The organism is Pseudomonas sp. NPDC087358 (genome assembly GCF_044900785.1).
GTDB lineage: Bacteria > Pseudomonadota > Gammaproteobacteria > Pseudomonadales > Pseudomonadaceae > Aquipseudomonas.
Genome location: NZ_JBJDOA010000016.1, coordinates 92,972 through 113,121, shown reverse-complemented (window position 1 = coordinate 113,121; position 20,150 = coordinate 92,972). Strand labels below are relative to the sequence as shown.

At 64.7% G+C, this 20,150-nt stretch carries 4 protein-coding genes; 1 reads left to right on the top strand and 3 read right to left on the bottom strand.

From position 1 onward, the window contains the following. The first annotated feature begins 631 nt into the window (after window positions 1-631). Complete coding sequence (locus tag ACI2KS_RS26680; protein WP_404624017.1) at window positions 632-3,160, top strand: TonB-dependent siderophore receptor; 2,529 nt, start codon at window positions 632-634, stop codon at window positions 3,158-3,160. Window positions 3,161-3,656: 496 nt separating this feature from the next. Here ACI2KS_RS26680 and ACI2KS_RS26675 read toward each other — a convergent pair whose 3' ends face one another. The 3 genes from ACI2KS_RS26675 to ACI2KS_RS26665 form a co-directional block, all read right to left on the bottom strand. Further along, window positions 3,657-4,628 (bottom strand): alpha/beta hydrolase, encoded by a 972-nt coding sequence (locus ACI2KS_RS26675; protein ID WP_404624016.1) that lies wholly within the window; start codon window positions 4,626-4,628, stop codon window positions 3,657-3,659. A gap of 79 nt (window positions 4,629-4,707) precedes the next feature. Then, window positions 4,708-16,608 carry an amino acid adenylation domain-containing protein gene (locus tag ACI2KS_RS26670; RefSeq protein WP_404624015.1) on the bottom strand — a complete coding sequence of 3,967 codons (11,901 nt, stop codon included), beginning with the start codon at window positions 16,606-16,608 and terminating at the stop codon, window positions 4,708-4,710. Continuing rightward, window positions 16,608-19,961 carry an amino acid adenylation domain-containing protein gene (locus ACI2KS_RS26665; RefSeq protein ID WP_404624014.1) on the bottom strand — a complete coding sequence of 1,118 codons (3,354 nt, stop codon included), beginning with the start codon at window positions 19,959-19,961 and terminating at the stop codon, window positions 16,608-16,610. Before ACI2KS_RS26665 ends, ACI2KS_RS26670 begins: the two co-directional genes overlap by 1 nt. Between the last annotated feature and the right edge of the window lie 189 nt (window positions 19,962-20,150).

Below are 20,150 nucleotides of genomic sequence, written 5' to 3'. Positions count from 1 at the left end.
CAGATCCTCATGTGCCGCCACAGGTTGATCGTTCCCACGCTCCGCGTGGGAATGCAGCTTGTGACGCTCTGCGTCCTCCAGCAGGCGACGCGGAGCGTCTGGCGAGGCGCTACCACGCGGAGCGTGGGAGCGATCAACGCTATGCGCCTGACCTACCGAGCCGTCTGATTCTACTGCCGGTGCCCGGCAGATCGCTGGCAAGCCAAGCTCCCACGGCCTCTGGCCAGAATCAAAAGCAGGCGGCGCAATAGTCCAAAGCCACTTGAGGAGCTTGTTTGAAACCATAGAATCTCCCACGGCCTGCGGCCAGAAGCAGATCCTCATGGGCCGCCACAGGTTGATCGTTCCCACGCTCCGCGTGGGAATGCAGCTTGTGACGCCTTGCGTCCTCCAGCAGGCGACGCGCTACCACGCGGAGCGTGGGAGCGATCAAACGCAGTGGCTTGCTGGCGAACGCGGGGGGTCATGAATCACGATGCTGACTGACCCCCCACCTTCGCCAGCAACCCGGCTTCCACGGCCTGGGAGCAGAATCAAACGCAGTTCAAATTCTTAATAAGAATCTTTACGATTTACTCCGTGTTCGGCGATGGCTACTCTATGCCGATTCCGCAGGGGTGCTTCCCGATCCATGAAATCCGACGACAACCGGCGTCTTCCGGTGCCACGGCGTCTGGCACGTGGCTGTGTGGGCATTTTGCTCACCGGCCTGACGCTGGATCTGTTCGCCCGGCCGCTGGCCATCGACATCGCCCCGCAGGCGCTGGACAAGGCGCTGGCCGAGCTGGGCAGCCAGAGCGGTCTGCAGCTGTTGTACCGGGCGGATCTGGTGACGGGGAAAAAATCGCCGGGGGTGCACGGTGAGACGGATCCGCTCAAGGCACTGAACCGCCTGCTGCGTGATGCCGATCTGGATGCCCGCATCGAAGGCGGCACCATTTACCTCACCGCCCATGCCGAACCGCCAGCGCCGATGGAACTGGGGGCTGTGACCATCCAGGGCCAGGGCATGGGCGAGATGACCGAGAATTCCGGGTCCTACACCACCGACCTGACCAGTGTCGGTTCCAAGAGCCCGACCCGTCTGCGTCAGGTGCCGCAATCGGTGTCGGTGGTGACCCAGCAGGCGTTTGCGGATCAGCATCTGGTCGACCTGGCCGATGCGATGAAAAGCGCACCGGGGGTCACGGTGCAAAAGGGCAATTACCGGCTGCCGGCGTTTTACTCCCGTGGCTTCAGCATCGAGAACATCCAGATCGACGGCGCCGCCCCCATGGCGCTGGGCACCACGGCGGGCAGTTTCTACTCCAACAAGACCTACGAGCTGGCCGAGTTCGACCATATCGAGGTCCTGCGTGGCGCGTCGGGTCTGTTCGGCGGCACCGGTGATCCCGGCGGCATCATCAACCTGGTGCGCAAACGTCCACTGGACAGCTACCAACTGACCTTCGATGCCTCGGCCGGCAGCTGGGACAACTACCGCAGTCAGCTCGACGTCACCGGTCCGCTGGCATTCGACGGCAAACTGCGCGGGCGACTGGTCACCGCGTACACCGACAAGCAGTACTTCACTGATATCAGCGCGACGCAGAAGCCGCTGATCTATGGCGTGCTCGAAGCCGACCTCCTGCCTGATACGCGCCTCACCCTGGGTGGGCGCTCGGAGCAAATCCACGAAAACGGCAACGGTTCGGAACTGCCGCGCTACAGCACCGGTGAGGATCTGGGACTGCCACGGCACACCAACCTGACCTCCGGATGGGCCTATCTGGATGGTCGTTCACAGGAGCTGTTCGCCAAGGTCGATCAGGCACTGGCCCAGGACTGGAAACTCAACCTGTCCTATACCCGCACGCTGGACAGCGGTTTTTCCAAGGCCTCATCGGCATTCGGCGCGGTCGATCCGAACACCGGGCAGGGGTCATTGTGGTATGGCGCCGACAGCCGCTACCGCAGCGATCAGGTGTTGTGGGATGCCAACCTGTCCGGGCCGTTCCGCGCCTTGGGTCAGGAGCACCAGTGGTTGTTCGGTATCGATTACCAGAAGATCGCCAGCCGTTGGCGCGGCACTCAACCGCTGGACGGCATCGACCAACCGGTGGATGTGTTCGATCCGGCGGCCACGCCATGGACCGCGCCGCCGACCGACCGGCACTACACCCGCGATTACTCGCCCAACCGGCAGAAACAATATGGCGCGTATTCGACCTTGCGCCTGCAACTGGCCGATCCCCTGCACCTGATCGTCGGTGCCCGGGCCCAGCGCTATGAGTTCGCCCAGTTGTACCGCCAGCTCGACCCGACCAGCGCGGCCTGGGAAGTGCAGTCGAACATCGCCGTGCGCGAACCGACCAGGGTGGTGCCGTTCGGTGGGCTGGTCTATGACCTGGACGATCAGTGGTCCAGCTATTTCAGCTACTCGGAAATCTTCAAGCCCCAGCAGGACAAACTGCGCGGGCCGCTGCCGGGCAAGCCGATCGACCCGACCACCGGGCGAACCTACGAGGTCGGACTCAAGGGCGCATTGCTCGATGGGCGGGTGAATACGTCGTTCGCGCTGTATTACACCGAGCAGGACAACCTGGCCCAACTCGATCCGCTGTATCCGTCGACCTCGGTGTTGTTCGGCGGCAACTGCTGCTACGTGACCCAGGGCGAGGTGGTCAGTCGCGGGGTGGACATGGAGGTGAGCGGCGAAGTGCTGCCGGACCTCAGCGTCTCGGCGGGCTACACCTTCAACCTCAACCGTGATCGCACGCAAGATGCGGCCTTGAGCAGCATCACGCCGCGGCACACCTTGAAACTCTGGTCGACCTATCGCCTGCCCGACGCGTTGAATGACTTCAAGGTGGGCGGCGGCGTCAACTTCCAGAGCGCGACCTTCGTCAGCGGCACCGCTGCCGTGCGTGCTGCAGACGGCAGCGTTGCGCTCGACAGCTCGGGCTCGGCCGTTACTCGGGATTACGATTACAAACAGGCCGGCTACGGGATCTGGAACATGATGCTCGAATACCGCCTGGACGAGCACTGGAGCCTGACGTACAACGCCAACAACGTGTTCGACAAGACCTACTACTTCACGGTCGGCGCCTCGGACAGCGGCAACTACTACGGCGAACCGCGCAGCCAGATGCTGACGCTGCAGGGTCGCTTCTGGTAGATCGCCGACAAGCCGGACGCCCACGCCCATCGGGCAGAAGCAGGTCGGAGCCTGACATGCACCTTCGAGCTGGCGCGAAGCGGCAGTCGATTCGGTAACTGCGGTGTGTCAGGCATTACCGCGACTTCAGGTTTTACGACGACTGCGTCGCCGCTCGCGGGACAAGCCACGCTCCTACAGCAGCGTTCGGTTCTCGCGCCTACAGCCGCGTTCGGTTCTCGCCGCGGGCCTGTAGGAGCGGGCTTGTCCCGCGAGCTGGCGTGAAGCGGCAGTCGATTGGGTAAATGCGGTGTGTCAGGCATCACCGCGATCTCAGGTTTTACGACGACTGCGTCGCCGCTCGCCGGACAAGCCACGCTCCTGCAGCAGCGTCCGGTTCTGGCCGCAGGGCGTGGGGGGCGGCAAGCCCGATTGCACGCCCTCGGGCAACAGGGCGGTGACCGGGGAAAACCGCGCATGCCCGGCCGCACTGCGCCGCAGCCTCTGGCTGCTGCCCTCAATGAGTGACGTTCACCGCATTCGCCAGCCAATGCTCGATCCCGGCGTACACCGGCGCAATCGCGCCACTGATGCCGTTCATGCGCAGGAAGTCGTGGGTCAGGCCCTCCCGGACATCCAGGGTCACCGGGGTGCCGCTGGCTTCGAGCAATCTGGCGTAGGCCAGGCCTTCGTCGTACAACGGGTCGTATTCGGCGAGGCTGATGTAGGCCGGCGCCAACGCGCTCAGGTTCGGCGTCAGCAGCGGTGAGGCGCGCCAGTCCAGGCGCTGTTGCGGTTCGGCGCAGTAATGCTGGTAGAACCACTGCAGCGTCTGGCTTTCCAGCAGGTAGTCTTCGGCGAATCGGCGGTGTGAGTCGCGAATCCGCGAGCAGTCGGTGACCGGGTAGAACAGCAGCTGCGCCACCGGTCTGATCCGAAGCCGCTCAGGCTCCTGCACAGCGCTGATCGCCAGCACCGTGGCCAGGGTCGCGCCGACACTGTCGCCGGCCAGGCTGATCCGACGCTGATCCAGCCCCAGGCTGGCGGCCTGTTCGCCGAGCCAGTTGGCGGCATCGATGGCGTCGTTCACGGCACCCGGGAAGGGCGCTTCCGGCGCCAGGCGGTAAGCCGGGGCAAACACGGCGTGGCTGCCGCTGGCGGCCAGTCGCCGGCACACCGCGTCGTGGGAATCGAGACTGCCGACCACGTAACCACCGCCATGGAAATACATCATCACCGCCAGCCCTTGGGCCGAAGCAGCGTTGCCGCGATACAGGCGCGCGGCCAGACGGTGTCCGTCCCGCGCGGTGAATTCAAGCTCGCTGACCGTCACGCTGTCTGGCGGTGCAGGGTCGAGTATCTGCGAGGTGGACTCGAACTGGGCGCGGGCCTGCTCGACACTGAGCTGGTGCATGGCCTGGCTCTTGCCGGTCAGGCGGCCCATTTGCGCCAGTTCGAGAAATCCTTCGAGGTCGGGGTCCAGAGGCATCAGGTGTTCCTTAATTGTTTAACAGAACGTTTGCAGGTGAGGACACCGCCCCCGGTCAGCAGGGGCGGGCTGTGAGTGGTCAGCCGGTGACAGGTTCCGGGTAGGGCAGCGCCTGGATCAACCCATGCAACAGCGCCGGATGTTTGAGGATCTCGTAGTGGCCGCAGGCGATCTGCTCATTGCACAGTGCCGCCGCCAGACGGTTGGCCTCGCTGCCCGTTGCCGCATGGGCCCACCAGCAATGCGCGGCTTGGGCTGTTGCGGGCAAACCATCGATCTGCAGCGACAACGCCTTCAACCCCATGGCAACCCGGAACGTGTGCGCCAGCTCCTCGGTGCTGATCTGGCTGTATACCGAAGTCTGGGCGACGGTGCGCTGGACACCGCCAATCAACCGCTCCAGCACCTGGGTCGAGGTGTCAGCGGCCACGTCCAGGGCGGGCAACTGTTCACTGGCGACACCCAGAATCACAGCCAGATAGCTGCGCAGGTCAGCGCTCCAGTCCAAGGCCTTTACTGCCGAGTCAGGTGACGGCAGGTAGCTGTCCACCAGACCCAGAAACTCCACCGCCTGACCCTGCCTCTCCAGTTCGGCCGCCACCAGCACCGCCAGGGTTGCGCCCAGCGACCAGCCGAGCAGTTGATACGGTCCCTGGGGCTGCTTCTGCCGGATGTACTGGGCGTAGTCGATGGCCATGGCGTCCAGCGATTCATCCTGCCAATTGCGGTCCAGCAGCATTCGGCATTGCAGCCCATAGACGCTGCGCTGACCATCCAGACGCCGCGCCAGCGGCTCGTAGTCGAACACCGTGCCGAAGCCTGCGTGCAGACAGAACAGCGCACGCTGATCGGCCACCGCGCGGTTGAGCAACAGCAAGGGGTCGAGACTGCCGGCGTCGTCTGCGGCGTAGCCGGAGAGCTCGGCAATGGTCGGCTTGCCGATCATGTCGCGCAGTTTCAGTTCGATATCCAGATCCGCCTGGCCGCGGACTTTCGACAGCACCTTGAGGACCCGCAGCGAATCGCCGCCCAGCTCGAAGAAATTGTCGGTGACGCCGATCCTGTCCACCTCCAGTACCTCTTGCCAGATCGCCGCCAGACAGCGTTCGACATGATTGCGCGGCGCGATGAACTCGCGGCCCTTGAAGTCCGGATCGGGCAGCGCCTTGCGGTCCAGCTTGCCGTTGGGGTTGAGCGCGAAGGCATCCAGCACCAGGATCTGAGCCGGCACCATGTAATCGGGCAGGTCCGCCTGCAGGGTCGAACGCAGGCGCTGCGCCAGTGCGGGGTCCGCTGCGGCTACCACATAGCCGATCAACTGCTTGCCGCCGGCCGTGTCTCGCGCCACCACGACGGCGTCCTGCACCGGCAGACACTGGCGCAGACGTGATTCGATTTCGCCCAGCTCGATTCGGAAACCACGGATCTTCACCTGGTTATCGAGACGACCGAGGTAATCGATCACCCCATCGGTGCGCTGGCGTACTCGGTCACCGGTGCGATACAGCCGCCCGCCATCGACCGCAAAGGGGTCTGCGACGAAGCGCTCGGCGCTCAGGCCCGGACGCTGATGGTAGCCGCGGGCGACGCCCTGGCCGCCGATGTACAGCTCACCGGCGACGCCATCGGGCACCGGGTTGAGCTGTTCGTCGAGCACGTACAGCGTGCGCTCGCCGATGCGCGTGCCAATCGGGGCGTACACCGCGCCGCAGGTCTGGGTGGCAGCGACTTTCCACAACAGCGGCGTGACCACGGTTTCGGTCGGACCGTAGCCGTTGGTCAGGTACTGCGGTTTGAGCGTGCGCTTGACCCACTCGAAGTTGGCCTCGGCCACCGCGTCGCCGCCAAAGCAATAGATGCGCACCGGCGGCGGCTCCTGGAGCTGGGTGTCGGCGAACTCGGCCAACTGCTGCAGATAGGCCGGCGGGAAGCAGGCGATGCTGATGCCATGGGCGTGCAGCGCGTGCCAGGTTTCTTCCGGGGTCCACAGGCGGTTCTCGCGCACCACCAGCCGCGCACCGCTGAGCAGGGTCGACAACCAGCGTTCCTGAGCGCCATCGAAGGCAAATGACATGAACAGCAGCTCGCGGGTCTGCGTGTCCATTTCATAACGCTGGGCGATGGCCAGGCAGTGCATGCGGATCTGTTCGTGGGACACCGCCACGCCTTTAGGCATGCCGGTCGAGCCGGAGGTGTAGATCAGGTACGCCAGGTTGTCCGGCGCTGCGCGCGGCGTCGGGCCGGTGTCAGGCAGCCGCTCGAGGTCCAGGCGGTCGAGCTCGATCAGCGTCGCCGCCCATGGCCCTTCGAAGCGATCACGCAGGCTGTGTTGGGTGAGCAGCACGGCCATGTTCGAGTCCTCGACGATCCACTTGACCCGCTCAGGCGGGTAATCGATGTCCAGCGGCACATAGGCGCCGCCGGCTTTCATCACCGCAAGGAAAGCGACGATTACCTCCACCGAGCGTTCCAGGGCGATGCCGACACAAACCTCCGGCCCGACACCCTGGGTAATCAGCTGATGGGCCAGCCGGCTGGCGCGCACATCCAGCTCGGCGTAGGTCAACTGCACCTCGGCGCAGACCACCGCGAGTGCATCCGGCTGCTGCAGCGCATGCCCCTTGATGATTTCGGCCAGCAGCCTCGGCGCCTGCGGGGCAGCTTGCAGGGTATTGCGTTCGGCCAGCTGTCGCTGCTCGGCGCCGGACAGCATGTTCAGGCTGCCGAGGGTGGCATCCGGTGCCTGGAGCATGGCCAGCAACAGCTGTTCGAAGCTGCGCCGGATCTGCGCCGTGGCATCTTCGGTAAAGCGATTGCGCAGGTACAGGAATTCGATGCTCAGGCGATCGCCCAGCTGGATCGCCAGGTCCATGGCGAAGTGGGTGACGTCGCGACTGGCGACCTCACCAAAGTGCAAGCGATCCTGCCCGGCCTCCTGCAGACGCTCGTCCACTGGATAGTTTTCGAACACGATGATGCTGTCGAACAGCGCCTGGCCGCCTTGCCCGGCCCAGCGTTGCACGTCGGCCAGGGAGGCGTGCTCGTGATCGCGTACCTCCAGGTTGTAGCCCTGCAACTGCTGCAACCAATCCACCAGCCGCTGTTGCGGTCGTGGGCTCTGGATGATCGGCAGGGTATTGATGAACAGCCCGAGCATGTCCTCGGCCCCGGGCAGGCTGGCCGGACGTCCGGCCACCGTGGCCCCGAAGCACAGGCTTTGCTGTCCGGTGTAACGCTGTAGCAGCAACAGCCAGGTCGCCTGGATCAGCGTGTTGGCCGTGACCCGCAACGCTTGCGCCTGTTCGCGCAGACGCCGGGTCTGGCTGGCGTCCCAGTTCAGATACAACGCGCCGTGGCCCTGCAAGTCGGCATCAGGGCGCGGGGCGAAACTGCTGGCCAGGGTCGTCGGGCCTTCCAGGTCGCGCAGCTTGTCCTGCCAGAACTGCTGCAGACGGTCTGCCGGTTGCAGCTGTAGCCACTGGATGTAGTCGCGATACTGTCCGCGACGGGCCGCGCCAGGCTGGCCGTTGTAGAGGGCGAATACTTCTCCCAGCAGCCGCGAGTTGGACCAGCCATCCATGAGGATGTGATGACTGGTCCAGATCAGATGCAGACGGTCCTCGCCAAGCTTGAGCAGGGTCAGCCGGGACAAGGGCGCCCTCAACAGGTCGAAACCTGCGGCGCAGTCAGCACTGGCCAGTGCCTGCAGATCATCAGCGCTCGCTGCGCGGTCTTGCCAATCCAGTACTCGCGCGGTCAATGGCGCCTGGCGATAGACCAGTTGCAGAGGTTCGCTCAGGGCGTTGTCGGCCCAGAAACCGGTGCGCAGGATGTGGTGATGCTCGATCACGCCGTTCCATGCGGCAACGAACCGCTCCACGTCCAGGCCTTGCACCGGGACTGCCATCTGGTTGATGTACAGCGCGGCTTCGGCAGCTTCCAGGGTGTGGAACAGCATGCCTTGTTGCATCGGCGACAGCGGGTAGATGTCCTCGATCAGCGCGGCATCCACAGGCAGGCGGTCCAGCTGAGCCTGGGTCAGTCGCGCCAGCGGGAAGTCCGACGGGGTGATTGCGCTGTAGCGGCTGTCGCAGCAATGCCTGATCAGGGCCGTCAACTCTTGCTGCAAATCGTCGGCCAGCGCCTGGATGGTCGCCTGCTGATGCAGATCCTGGCTGTAACCCCAGCTCAGGCTCAACTCCCCGGCGAATACTTGCCCGGTCAGGGTCAGCCAGTTGCCCAACGGCGCGTCCGGGTGTTGCTCCTGCCCAGTGCTTTCATGGGCCGGAATGAACATCGCCTGGGCGTTGCCGTCAGGGCTGTGATCGAAGCTGGCGTCGAACTGGCCCAGGTAGTTGAAGGTCAGGCGTGGCGTCGGCAGGGCGGCCAGCGCTTGACGGGTCTGGTCGTCGCCCAGGTAGCGCAGGGCGCCGTAGCCGATGCCGCGATCGGGCACGGCCCGCAGTTGCTCCTTGATGCGCTTGATCGACTCGCCGAGATCGTCCACCGGTGTCAGTTGCAGCGGATACAGCGTGCTGAACCAGCCCAGGGTACGGGTCAGGTCGATGCCCTCGAACAGTTCTTCGCGGCCATGGCCTTCGAACTCGATCAGGCTGCCGGGTTGGCCGGTCCAGCGATTGATGACCCGCGCCAGGGCGGTCAGCAGCAGGTCGTTGATCTGCGTGCGATAGGTCGCCGGCGCATCTTGCAGCAGCTGTCGGGTGAGGTCTTTGCTCAAGCGGGTCTGCAGGCTGCGGCCGTGACGGTTGCTCCAGCTGCCGTGCGGATTATCCAGCGGCAAGTCCCTGGGCGCAGTGCTCAACTGGCTTTGCCAGTAACCCATCTGCTGTTGCAGGGCGCCTTCGCGGGCATGGCGTTGCAGCTGTTCGGCGAAGCTCTGGATGGCGCTGGTCTTGTTCGGCAACGCGAGTGGGCGGCCAGCCTGCAACTGCTGATAGGCTGTTTGCAGGTCCTCGAACAGAATCCGCCACGACACCCCGTCCACTGCCAGGTGATGGATCACCAGCAGCAGGCGCTGTTCGCCGTCATCCAGATCCACCAGCAACGCACGCAGCAGCGGGCCGTTGTGCAAATCGAGGCTGCGCTGGGTCTGGTTGGCCAGCGCGTCCATGTCCTCAAGCCTGGCGTGGACGCAGTGCAGCAGCGGCGCCTGTTGCCAGTCCAGTTGCAGGGCGGGCAGTGCCCGGTAACTGGCGCGCCATTGCTGGTCCTGCTGGCTGAACGACAGGCGCAAGGCGTCGTGATGAGCGACCATGGCGCGCAGGGCATGCTCCAGCGTCCCGGCGTCCAGTGCCTGGCGCGGTTGCAGCAGCACCGACTGATTCCAGTGCTGACGTTCAGGGATGTCGCTGTCGAAAAACACCCGGTGTACCGGCAGCAGCGGCATAGAGCCGACGGACAGTCCCTGATCCACGGATGGCTGTTGTTCCTCGCCGCGCGCGACGGCGGCCAGCGCCTGTACGGTCTGATACTGGAACAGGTCCTTGGGCGTGATGCCGATGCCAAGCAGGCGGGCGCGGCTGACCACCTGGATCGAAACGATGGAGTCGCCGCCCAGCTCGAAGAAGTTGTCGCTCAGACCCACCCGCGGGATCTTCAGCACCTCTTGCCAGATCGTCGCCAGCGCCTGTTCGGTGGCGCTCCGGGGTGCCGCATAGGCCTTGCTCGCATGGCTCGAATCCGGCACCGGCAGCGCCTTGCGGTCGAGCTTGCCGTTAGGGCTCAGCGGCAGTTGCTCGAGGAACAGCCACTGGCTCGGCACCATGTAATCGGCGAGGCTGGCGACCAACCGAGTCTTCAGGCTCTCGCGCAGATCGGCATGCGCCAGACCGGCCGCTTCGTCGCTCGGCACCACATAGCCGACCAGCTGTTGACCTGTTGCGCCGGTCACTGCGATGACCACCGCTTCGCGCACCTGTTCGAGTTCCATCAGGCGGGTCTCGATTTCCCCCAGTTCGATACGCAGGCCGCGAATCTTCACTTGATGGTCGATACGGCCGCGATACTCGATGACACCGTCGGCGCGATGGCACGCCAGGTCGCCGGTACGGTAAAGCCGCTCGCCGTCGCCGAAGGGGCTGGTCACAAAGCGCTCGGCGGTCAGCGCCGGACGACGGTGATAACCCCGGGCCAGGCCGACGCCACCCAGATACAACTCGCCGATCACCCCCACCGGCACCGGTTGCAGTTCGGCGTCGAGAATGTAGGTGCGCAGGTTGGCGATGGGCTGGCCGATGGGCACGCTGTCCCGGCCTTCGTCGCGGCAGCTCCAGTGGGTCACGTCGATGGCCGCTTCGGTCGGGCCATACAGGTTGAACAGGGCGACACCCGGCAGTTTGCCGAACACTTGCTGCTGGGCGTCAACCGGCAACGCCTCGCCACTGCAGATGATCCGCCGCAGGCCGGTGCATTGGCTTACATCGCTGTCCAGCAGGAAAGCCTGGAGCATCGACGGCACGAAGTGCAGGGTGCTGACCTGATGCTGCTGGATCAGCTGCACCAGCTTCGCCGGGTCGCGATGCTCACCTGGCCCTGCCAGCGCCAGGCGGGCGCCGGTCATCAGCGGCCAGAAGAACTCCCACACCGAGACATCGAAGCTGAACGGGGTCTTTTGCAGCACGGTGTCACTGGCATTCAGAGCGTAGGCCTGCTGCATCCAGTGCAGACGGTTGGCCAGGGCGTCGTGACGGTTGCCGGCACCTTTGGGTTTGCCGGTGGAGCCTGAGGTGTAAATGACGTAGGCCAGGTTCGCCGGGTCGACCTCGATCCGTGGGCTGCCAGTGGCAAACCCCTCCAGGCGCAGACGGTCGAGCACCAGCACGTTCAAGCCATCCGGCACTGGCAGGCGCTCGTGCACATGCGCCTGGGTCAGCAGCAAACCGATGGCGCTGTCGTCGATCATGTAGGCCAGGCGCTCGCGGGGGTATTCAGGGTCCAGCGGCACATAGGCGCCGCCAGCCTTGAGAATCGCCAGCAGGCCGACGACCATCTCCACCGAGCGCTCGACCGCGATGCCGACCAGCACATCGGGGCCGACCCCCTGTTCGATCAGCAGGTGGGCCAGGGCGTTGGCGCGGTTATCGAGCTGACGGTAAGTCAGCTGTGTTTCAGCGAAGATCAGCGCGATGGCCTCCGGGGTCGCCAGCACTTGCGCCTCGATCAGGCGCTGCACCGGTTGGCCCAGATCCCAGCCGACATCGGTGGCATTCCAGCCGTTGATCAGGTTGTGCTGTTCGCTCGCTTGCAGCAGGCGCAGCTGCGACACAGGCTGCTGCGGATCTTCCAGCAGGCTGCGCAACAGTTGCTGCCAGTGGCGGGCCATGCGCTCGATGGTGCCGGCCTCGAACAGGTCGGTGGCGTAGGTCAGGCTGGCGGCCAGCAAGGTCGGCGATTCGAAGGTGTTGAGCGTCAGGTCGAACTGCGCGCTGCGGTCCTCGGTCATCAGGCCTTCGATGTGCAGGCCGGGCAGGCTGCGCGCCGGGCTGGCGGCGTGGCTTGGGGCGCCGTTCTGATGGTTGAACATCACCTGGAACAACGGGCTGTGGCTGAGGCTGCGCTGGGGTTGCAGGGCATCGACCAACTGTTCGAAGGGCAGGTCCTGATGGGCCTGGGCATCGAGCGCGGTCTGACGCACTTGCTGCAACAGCTCACTGAAACGCAGGCGGTCGGCGAACTCCGCCTTGAGCACCTGGGTATTGACGAAGAAGCCGATCAGCCCTTCGGTCTCCACCCGGTTGCGGTTGGCGATCGGCACCCCGACGCGGATGTCGGCCTGGCCGCTGTAGCGGTGCAGCAGGGTCTGGAATGACGCCAGCAGGACCATGAATGGCGTGACGTTGTGCTGCTGCGCCAGTTGCTTGAGACCGCTGGCAATGTGTGCGTCCAGCTCGATGTCCAGGTGCGCGCCGCGGTCGCTGCGTTGGGCCGGCCGCGGGTGGTCGTGGGGCAATTCCAGCACCGGCTGTTGCGCGCCCAATTGCTGCGACCAGTAGGCCATCTGCCGTTCGCGCTCGCCTGCGTCCATCCAGTTGCGCTGCCAGATGGCGTAGTCCGCATACTGCAACGTCATCGGCCGCAGGTCGGCGCTACGGCCTTGAGTCTGCGCGGCGTACAGTTCGATCAACTCCTTGACCATGACCTGCATCGACCAGAAGTCCGAGACGATGTGGTGTTGAGTCAACACCAGCACATGATCGTCGTCGGCGACAGTCAGCAGTCTGACGCGCAACAAGGGCCCGTGCTCGAGATCGAACAAAGCGCCAGTGGCGCGCTGGATGAACGCCTCGATCTGTGACTGTCGGGTCGGCTCGTCCGGCATCGTTTCGAGGCGTTCGCGGCCGATGCGCAAGCGCAGCTCGGGGTGAATCACCTGCACGCTGCGCTCATCGAGCTGGGCGAAAGTGGTGCGCAGGGTTTCGTGGCGGGCGATCAGCGCGTTGAAGGCCTGTTCCAGCGCAGCGAGGTTCAGCTCGCCACGCAGGCGCAGGGCGGTCGGAATGTTGTAGGCGCTGCTCAGCGGCTCCAGTTGCCAGAGAAACCATTGACGTTCCTGGGCGTAGGACAGTGCCAGTGGCTGATTGCGCTCGGCCAGGGGAATGCTCGACTCGACAACCGGCTTGACGTCCACGGCCTCGACGAAAGCCTGCAGGGTGCTGTGGCTGAACAGCGTGTGCAGCGGCACCTGGAGGTCAAGCACCTGACGCAGACGCGAGATGATCTGGGTCGCCAGCAATGAGTGACCACCCAGTTCAAAGAAGTTGTCACTCAGGCCGACCTGTTCGACCTGCAGCACTTCGCACCAGATGCCGGCGACCTGCCGTTCGAATGCGTTGCGCGGCGCCAGGTACTGCACCTGTGGTTGACGGGTGTCGGCGGCGGGCAGGGCCTTGCGGTCGAGCTTGCCATTGCTGGTCAGCGGCAGTTGATCGAGAAACAGCAACTGGGCCGGCACCATGTAGTCGGGCAGGCGTGCTTTCAAATGTGCCTTGATCGACTCGCGCAGCGCGGCGTCGTCTGAATGATCGGCGACCAGATACGCCGCCAGTTGCTGGCCACCGACAGCGTCCACCGCCAGCACCGCTGCCTGGCGAATCGCGGGGTGCAGCAACAGGCGGGCTTCGATTTCCCCCAGTTCGATTCGAAAGCCGCGGATCTTCACCTGCTGATCGATGCGGCCTATGTACTCGATGCTGCCGTCAGCGCAGTAGCGCGCCAGGTCGCCGGTGCGGTACAGACGCCCGCCATGGCGGCTGAACGGATCGGGAATGAAGCGGCTGGACGTCAGGTCGCTGCGGTTCAGGTAACCGCGCGCCAGACCGGCCTGGGTCGGCCCTTGGTGACCGACGTGCAGCTCACCGACGCAGCCCCTGGCGACCGGATTGAGCTGACTGTCGAGCACGTACCAGGCCAGGTCCTCGAGCGGCGCGCCGATGGGGCTGGCGGCGTTGTGTTGCAGGTCCTGGAGGCTGATCGGGCGCCAGGTTACATGCACGGTGGTTTCGGTGATGCCGTACATGTTGATCAGCTGCGGCGTCTGCCGGTTGCCGTGCCCGGCGCCGAACCATTCAAGCCACGGCCGCAGGCTCTGGACCTCGAGCGCTTCGCCACCGAACACCACGTAACGCAGCGCCAGATCGCTGCGCTGCTCGCGGCAGGCCACTTGCTGCAGCGGCTTGAACGCCGACGGCGTCTGGTTGAGCACGGTGACGCCTTGCTCGCAGAGCAGCGCGTAGAAGTCTTCGCTGGAGCGGCTGATGGCGTGGGGCACGATGACCAGACGAGCGCCATACAGCAGCGCGCCGAAGATCTCCCACACCGAGAAATCGAAGGCATAGGAGTGAAACAGGCTCCAGACGTCGGCCGGGCCAAAGTCGAACCAGGCTTCGGTGCTTTTGAACAGGCGCAGCACGTTGTGGTGGCTCAGCAGCGCGCCCTTGGGCTGGCCGGTGGAGCCTGAGGTGTAAATCACGTAGGCGAGGTTTTGCGGATCGACCCAGACCTTCGGGTTTTGCTCTTCAGCGGGCATCGACCCGGTGGTGGATGAATCTGCCGCGACGGATTCGGCGTCCAGCGGCAGTACCTGCAGATCCTCCGGCAGTGCGAAACGATCCAGTACCGCAGGTTGCGCAAGCAGCAGGGCGAGGCCGCTGTCCTGAATCATGAACGCCAGGCGATCTTGCGGATAGGCCGGGTCCAGCGGCACATAGGCCCCGCCCGCCTTGAGGATGGCCAACAGGCCGATGAGCATTTCCAGGCTGCGTTCGCAAGCCAGGCCCACGCGTACCTCCGGCCCGACGCCTTCAGCGATCAGGCGGTGGGCCACCCGGTTGGCGCGGCGGTTGAGTTCGGCGTAACTCATGTGCCGGTCGCCCAGCGTCAGGGCGATGGCCTCGGGGGTACGTTGCACCTGGGCTTCGATCAACTCATGCAGACTGGCGCTGCTGGTGTGTTCGGCCGGTTGCCGGTTCCAGTCCTCAAGGGTCTGCTGCTGCTCGGTGCCATCGAGCATGGGCAGCTCGCCGATGCGTTGCCCGGGGTCGGCAACGATGGCCTGCAACAGGTTGTGCCAGTGCCGCGCCATGCGCTCGATGGTCGGCGCCTCGAACAGGTCGGTGGCCCAGGTCCAGGAGGCAATCAGTCCCTCGTCGGAATCAAAAGTGTTAAGGGTCAAGTCGAACTGCGAAGTGGGGTTGTCCCAGTTCAGGTCCTGCACCTGCAGCGCCATGGTGTTACTGGTCGTGGCGTCTCTGCCTGCGCTTTGATGGTTGTACATCACCTGGAACAGCGGGTTGTAGCCGAGGCTGCGTTCCGGCTGCAGCGCCTCGACCAATTGCTCGAATGGCAGCTCCTGATGCGCCTGGGCATCGAGTGCGTGCCGGCGAACCTGTTGCAGCAGATCGCGGAACGGCAGCTGCCCGTCGATTTCGCTGCGCAGCACCTGGGTGTTGACGAAAAAGCCCAGCAGGCACTCGGTCTCTACCCGGTTGCGGTTGGCATTGGGCACCCCGACGCTGATTTCGCGCTGGCGGCTGTAGCGGTGCAGCAGGGCCTGGAAGGCCGCCAGCAGCAGCATGAAGGGCGTGACGTTCTCCTGTTGCGCCAGCTGTTTGAGCTGGCGACTCAGGGCGCCGCTGAGCGCCCGCTCAAGGCTCGCGCCGCGATGGCTTTGCGTGGCCGGGCGCGGGTGGTCCAGCGGCAACTCCAGAACCTGCTGCTCGCCCGCCAGACGCTGGCTCCAGTAGGCCAGTTGGCGTTCGCGTTCACCGGCCTGCATCCAGTGCCGTTGCCAGATCGCATAGTCGGCATACTGAATGCTCAGCGCCGGCAGCTCGGCGGGCTGATCGAGGCGGCTGGCGGCGTACAGCTGCACCAGTTCCCGGACCATGATCTGCATCGAGGCGCCGTCGGAAACGATGTGGTGCTGGGTCAGCACCAGCACATGCTCATCCTGCGCCAGGCGCAGCAGCCTGACCCGCAGGAGCGGCCCGGTCTGCAGGTCGAAGTGCTCGGCGACAGCCTGCTGCACATAGGCCTTGATCTGCGCGTCAATATCGCCACCGGGCTCGGCCAACGGGTCCACCGTGAGAGTGAGCGTCTGCTCATGGGCGATGCGTTGATAGACACCGGTGTCGGTCTGGACGAAGGCGGTGCGCAGGCTCTGATGCCGGGCAATCAGCAGGTTGAAGGCGCTCTCCAGCGCCGGCACCTGCAGGGCGCCGCGCAAGTGCAGGGCGCTGGGGATGTGGTAGGCGCTGCCCTGCGGGTCCAGCTGCCAGAGAAACCATTGGCGTTCCTGGGCGAACGACAGGGGAATGTCAGGGTAGTGCGACTGCACCTCGGGGATCGGCAGGTTGGCCGGCGACACGCCTTCGGCGAGCATTTTTTCCAGGAACTGCCGACGCTGTTGCAGCGGCAGCGTGATGAAACGGCGGGCAATCCGTGTTGCGGCGGTACGGTCCATCACACGTACTCCAATTTGTCGAACAGCGCTTCGAGCATGTCCAGCTTGTCGGCATTGATCGGGCTGGCGTGTTGTGCCAGGTGCTCGGTCAATGCATGCAGGGTCGGGAATTGAAAGAGTTGTTGCGCGGTCATGGGCAGTCCGGGGTCAAGTTGCACACGGGAGACGACTTGCATCACCAACAGCGAGTGGCCACCGAGTTCGAAGAAGTGGTCGTTGAGGCCGACCTGCTCCAGTTCCAGCACGTCCTGCCAGATGGCGGCGATGCGTTTTTGCAGCTCGGTCTGCGGCGCGATGTAGCCGTGCTGCAACTGGCTGGCGTCTGCCTTGGGCAGGGCCTTGCGGTCGAGCTTGCCGTTGGGGCCCAGCGGCATCTTTTCGAGGAGCAGGATGTACGCCGGGATCATGTAGTCCGGCAGGTTGTCCCGCAGCTGGCGTTTGATCGATTCGCGCAGGGTGGCCTGCTGTTCGGCATTGGCATTGGCGTGCTGCGGGTCACTGGGCACCACATAGGCCACCAGTTGCAGGCCGCTGCTGCCGGGTTGCGCCAGTACCAGAGTGTCGCGCACCGCGTCCTGTTCCAGCAGGCGCGCTTCGATTTCCCCCAGCTCGATGCGAAAGCCGCGAATCTTCACCTGATGGTCGATGCGCCCGACGTACTCGATCACCCCTTCGGCGTTGTACCGCGCCAGGTCGCCGCTGCGGTACAGCCGGCCACCGCTGTGGCTGAACGGGTCCGGCAGGAAACGTTCGGCGGTGAGGCCCGGGCGCTTGAAATACCCGCGTGCCAGCAGCTCGCCGCCGATCACCAGCTCACCCACCACGCCAATCGGCGCGGGCGAACCGCTGTCGTCCAGCAGGTAGATGCTGCGTCCCGGCAGCACGCTGCCGATGGGCATGGTCAGCGGCGTGGGTCTGGCCCCGGTGACGTAGTCGCTGCAGTCCAGCGCGGTGACCGTGACCGTGGCTTCGGTCGGGCCATAGGTGTTGAGCAGGCGCACATGCCCCAGCCCGGCCTGATGCCAGGCGGCCAGACCCTCCGGCGGCATGGCTTCGCCACCGGCATGGACCTGTTTCAAACGGCCATAGTCGCGCCGCCCGGCACGGGCGAAGTCGCGGGCCAGCAGATTCCAGTAGGCCGTGGTGAGGTCGAGCACGCTGATCTGTTTACCCACCAGCTCGCGATAGAAGGTCTCGCTGTCCCAGATGTCGGTGCCGCGCAGCACCACCGAGGCGCCGCAGATCAAGGCCGGGTACAGCTGCTCGACGAAGCCGTCGAAGTTGAAGGTGGAGAACTGCAGGATGCGGTCGTCGCCCTTGAGATTGAAAAACTCAAGGGACACATAAGCGTGGCGCGCCAGGGAAAGCTGGCTGATACCGACGCCCTTGGGGCGGCCGGTAGAGCCCGAGGTGAACATCACGTAGGCAAGGTTTTCACCGTGAGTGACGTTGCTCAGGTTGTCGCTGCCCAAGAGCGTCCAATCGCTGTCTTGGTCCAGACACAGCTGCTCAACCTCCGAAGGAATTGCCAGCCGCGCCAGCAAATGGCTGTGGGTCAGCAACAACCGCGTGCCGCTGTCCTCGATCATGCAGTGCAGGCGGTCCTGTGGGTACTCCGGGTCCAGCGGCACGTATGCGCCACCGGCCTTGAGCACCGCGAGCAAGCCGATGATCATGTCCAGCCCACGCTCGACGGCGATGCCCACCAGCACATCCGGGCCCACGCCCAGAGCGCGAAAGTGACGGGCGAGCTGATTGGCGCGAGCGTTGAGTTGCGCGTAACTCAGCACCACGTCACCCAACAACAACGCCGGCGCCTCAGGCTGGCGCGCGACCTGCGCTTCGAACAGCACATGCACCGGTTGCTCGCTTGGGTAGTCGAGGGTTGCGCTGCTCCAGTCGTTGACCAGTTGCTGGTGCTCGGCGGCGTCCAGCATCGGCAGCTCGCTCAGCCGGCTGCGCGGGTTGTCGACCAGCGCCTGCAGCAGGTTGCGCCAGTGGTTGGCAAGGCGCGCGATGGTCGCCTGGTTGAACAGCGCGGTGCTGTATTCAAGGTTCGCCGAGATCTGCTGGCGGCTGTAATCGACATCCAGCGACAGGTCGAATTTGGCTTGCTGCTGACTGACCGGGATCAGCGTCAGTGGCAGCTCGCCGAGCATTGGTTGCGCCTGTTGCTGGCCGCTGACGTGCCAGTCGAACAGCGTCTGAAACAGTGGATTACCCTGGCCGCTGCGTTGCAGTTGCAGGTGTTCGAGGATCAGTTCGATGGGGTAGTCGCCGTGCTCGAACGCCGCCAGGCTCTGCTGACGCAGGCGTTGCAGGAACGCCTCGGCGTTCAGGTCCGGCTCCAGTTGTGCGCGGTAGATCAGGCTGCTGACGAAGTAACCGACCAGCTCCTGGGTTTCGCCCTGGCTGCGGGTCGCGCTGGGCACGCCGACGGTGAAGTCGCGCTGGCCGCTGTAGCGTCCCAGCAGCAATTGCCAGGCGCCGAGCAGCACCACGAAGGGGGTGAGGCCGCGTGCCTCGCACAGTTGGTGAATCTGTCTGGTCAGGCTGTCGGGCAGGCTCAGATGATGACTGCCGGCGCCGTGAAACAGGGCGCTGCTGCGCGGGTGATCGGTGGGCAAATCCAGCGCCTGGATCTGCTCGCCCAGATAGCGTTTCCAATAGTCGGCGCAGCGTCGCTGGTGTGCGGTATCGGTGTAGGTCTGGCGTTGCCAGTGGGCGTAATCGGCGTACTGGATCGCCGGGCGTGGCAATGGCGCCTGGTTGCCCTCGAGCGCTGCCTGATAAGCGCGGTTGAGGTCATGCAGCAGAATCGGGTTGGACCAGGCATCGGAGACGATATGGTGCATGTTCAGCAACAGCACGTGTGCATCCGCCGCCAGCCGGATCAGCGTGGCGCGCATCAGCGGCGCCTGGGCCAGGTCGAAGGCGTGGGCGGATTCCGCTTCCAGCATGCCTTGCAGCGCTTGTCCGCGAGGAGCGGCGGGCAGGGCGCTGAGGTCTTCGGTGGGCAGGGTGATCCGCGCTGTGCGGTCAACCTGTTGAAAGGCGACGCCGGCGTTTTCGCCGAAGCGCGTACGAAGAATGTCGTGGCGCTCGATGACCGTTTGTAGCGCCCGGGCCAGCGCCGCTGCATCCAGCGCCCCGCTGATGTGCAAGGCGCTGGGCAGGTTGTAGGCCGAACTCTGGGTGGAAAACTGCTGCAACAGCCACAGCCGCTGCTGGGCGAAAGACAGCACGCTCGGCCCGCGCTCGGCGACACAGGGAATGCCATGCCCGGCGTCTTGCTCGTCAGCCATCAACAGGGCCAGCAGGTCGTCGTCAAGGGTTTGGTTCAAAGGGGTCATGATCGATCTCGTCGCCGTGCACGGAGTAAATAAGCGTTCTCAAAAGGACGAAGCGTGACGGGCGAGATTTAGCGGGGATGTGCTGTCAGGTGCAGCGGATGGTCCGGCACCTGTGAGTGATGGTTCCCCGGCCCCTCGGGCAGAATCCGAGGATTGATCGTTCCCACGCTCCGCGTGGTAACGCCGCCG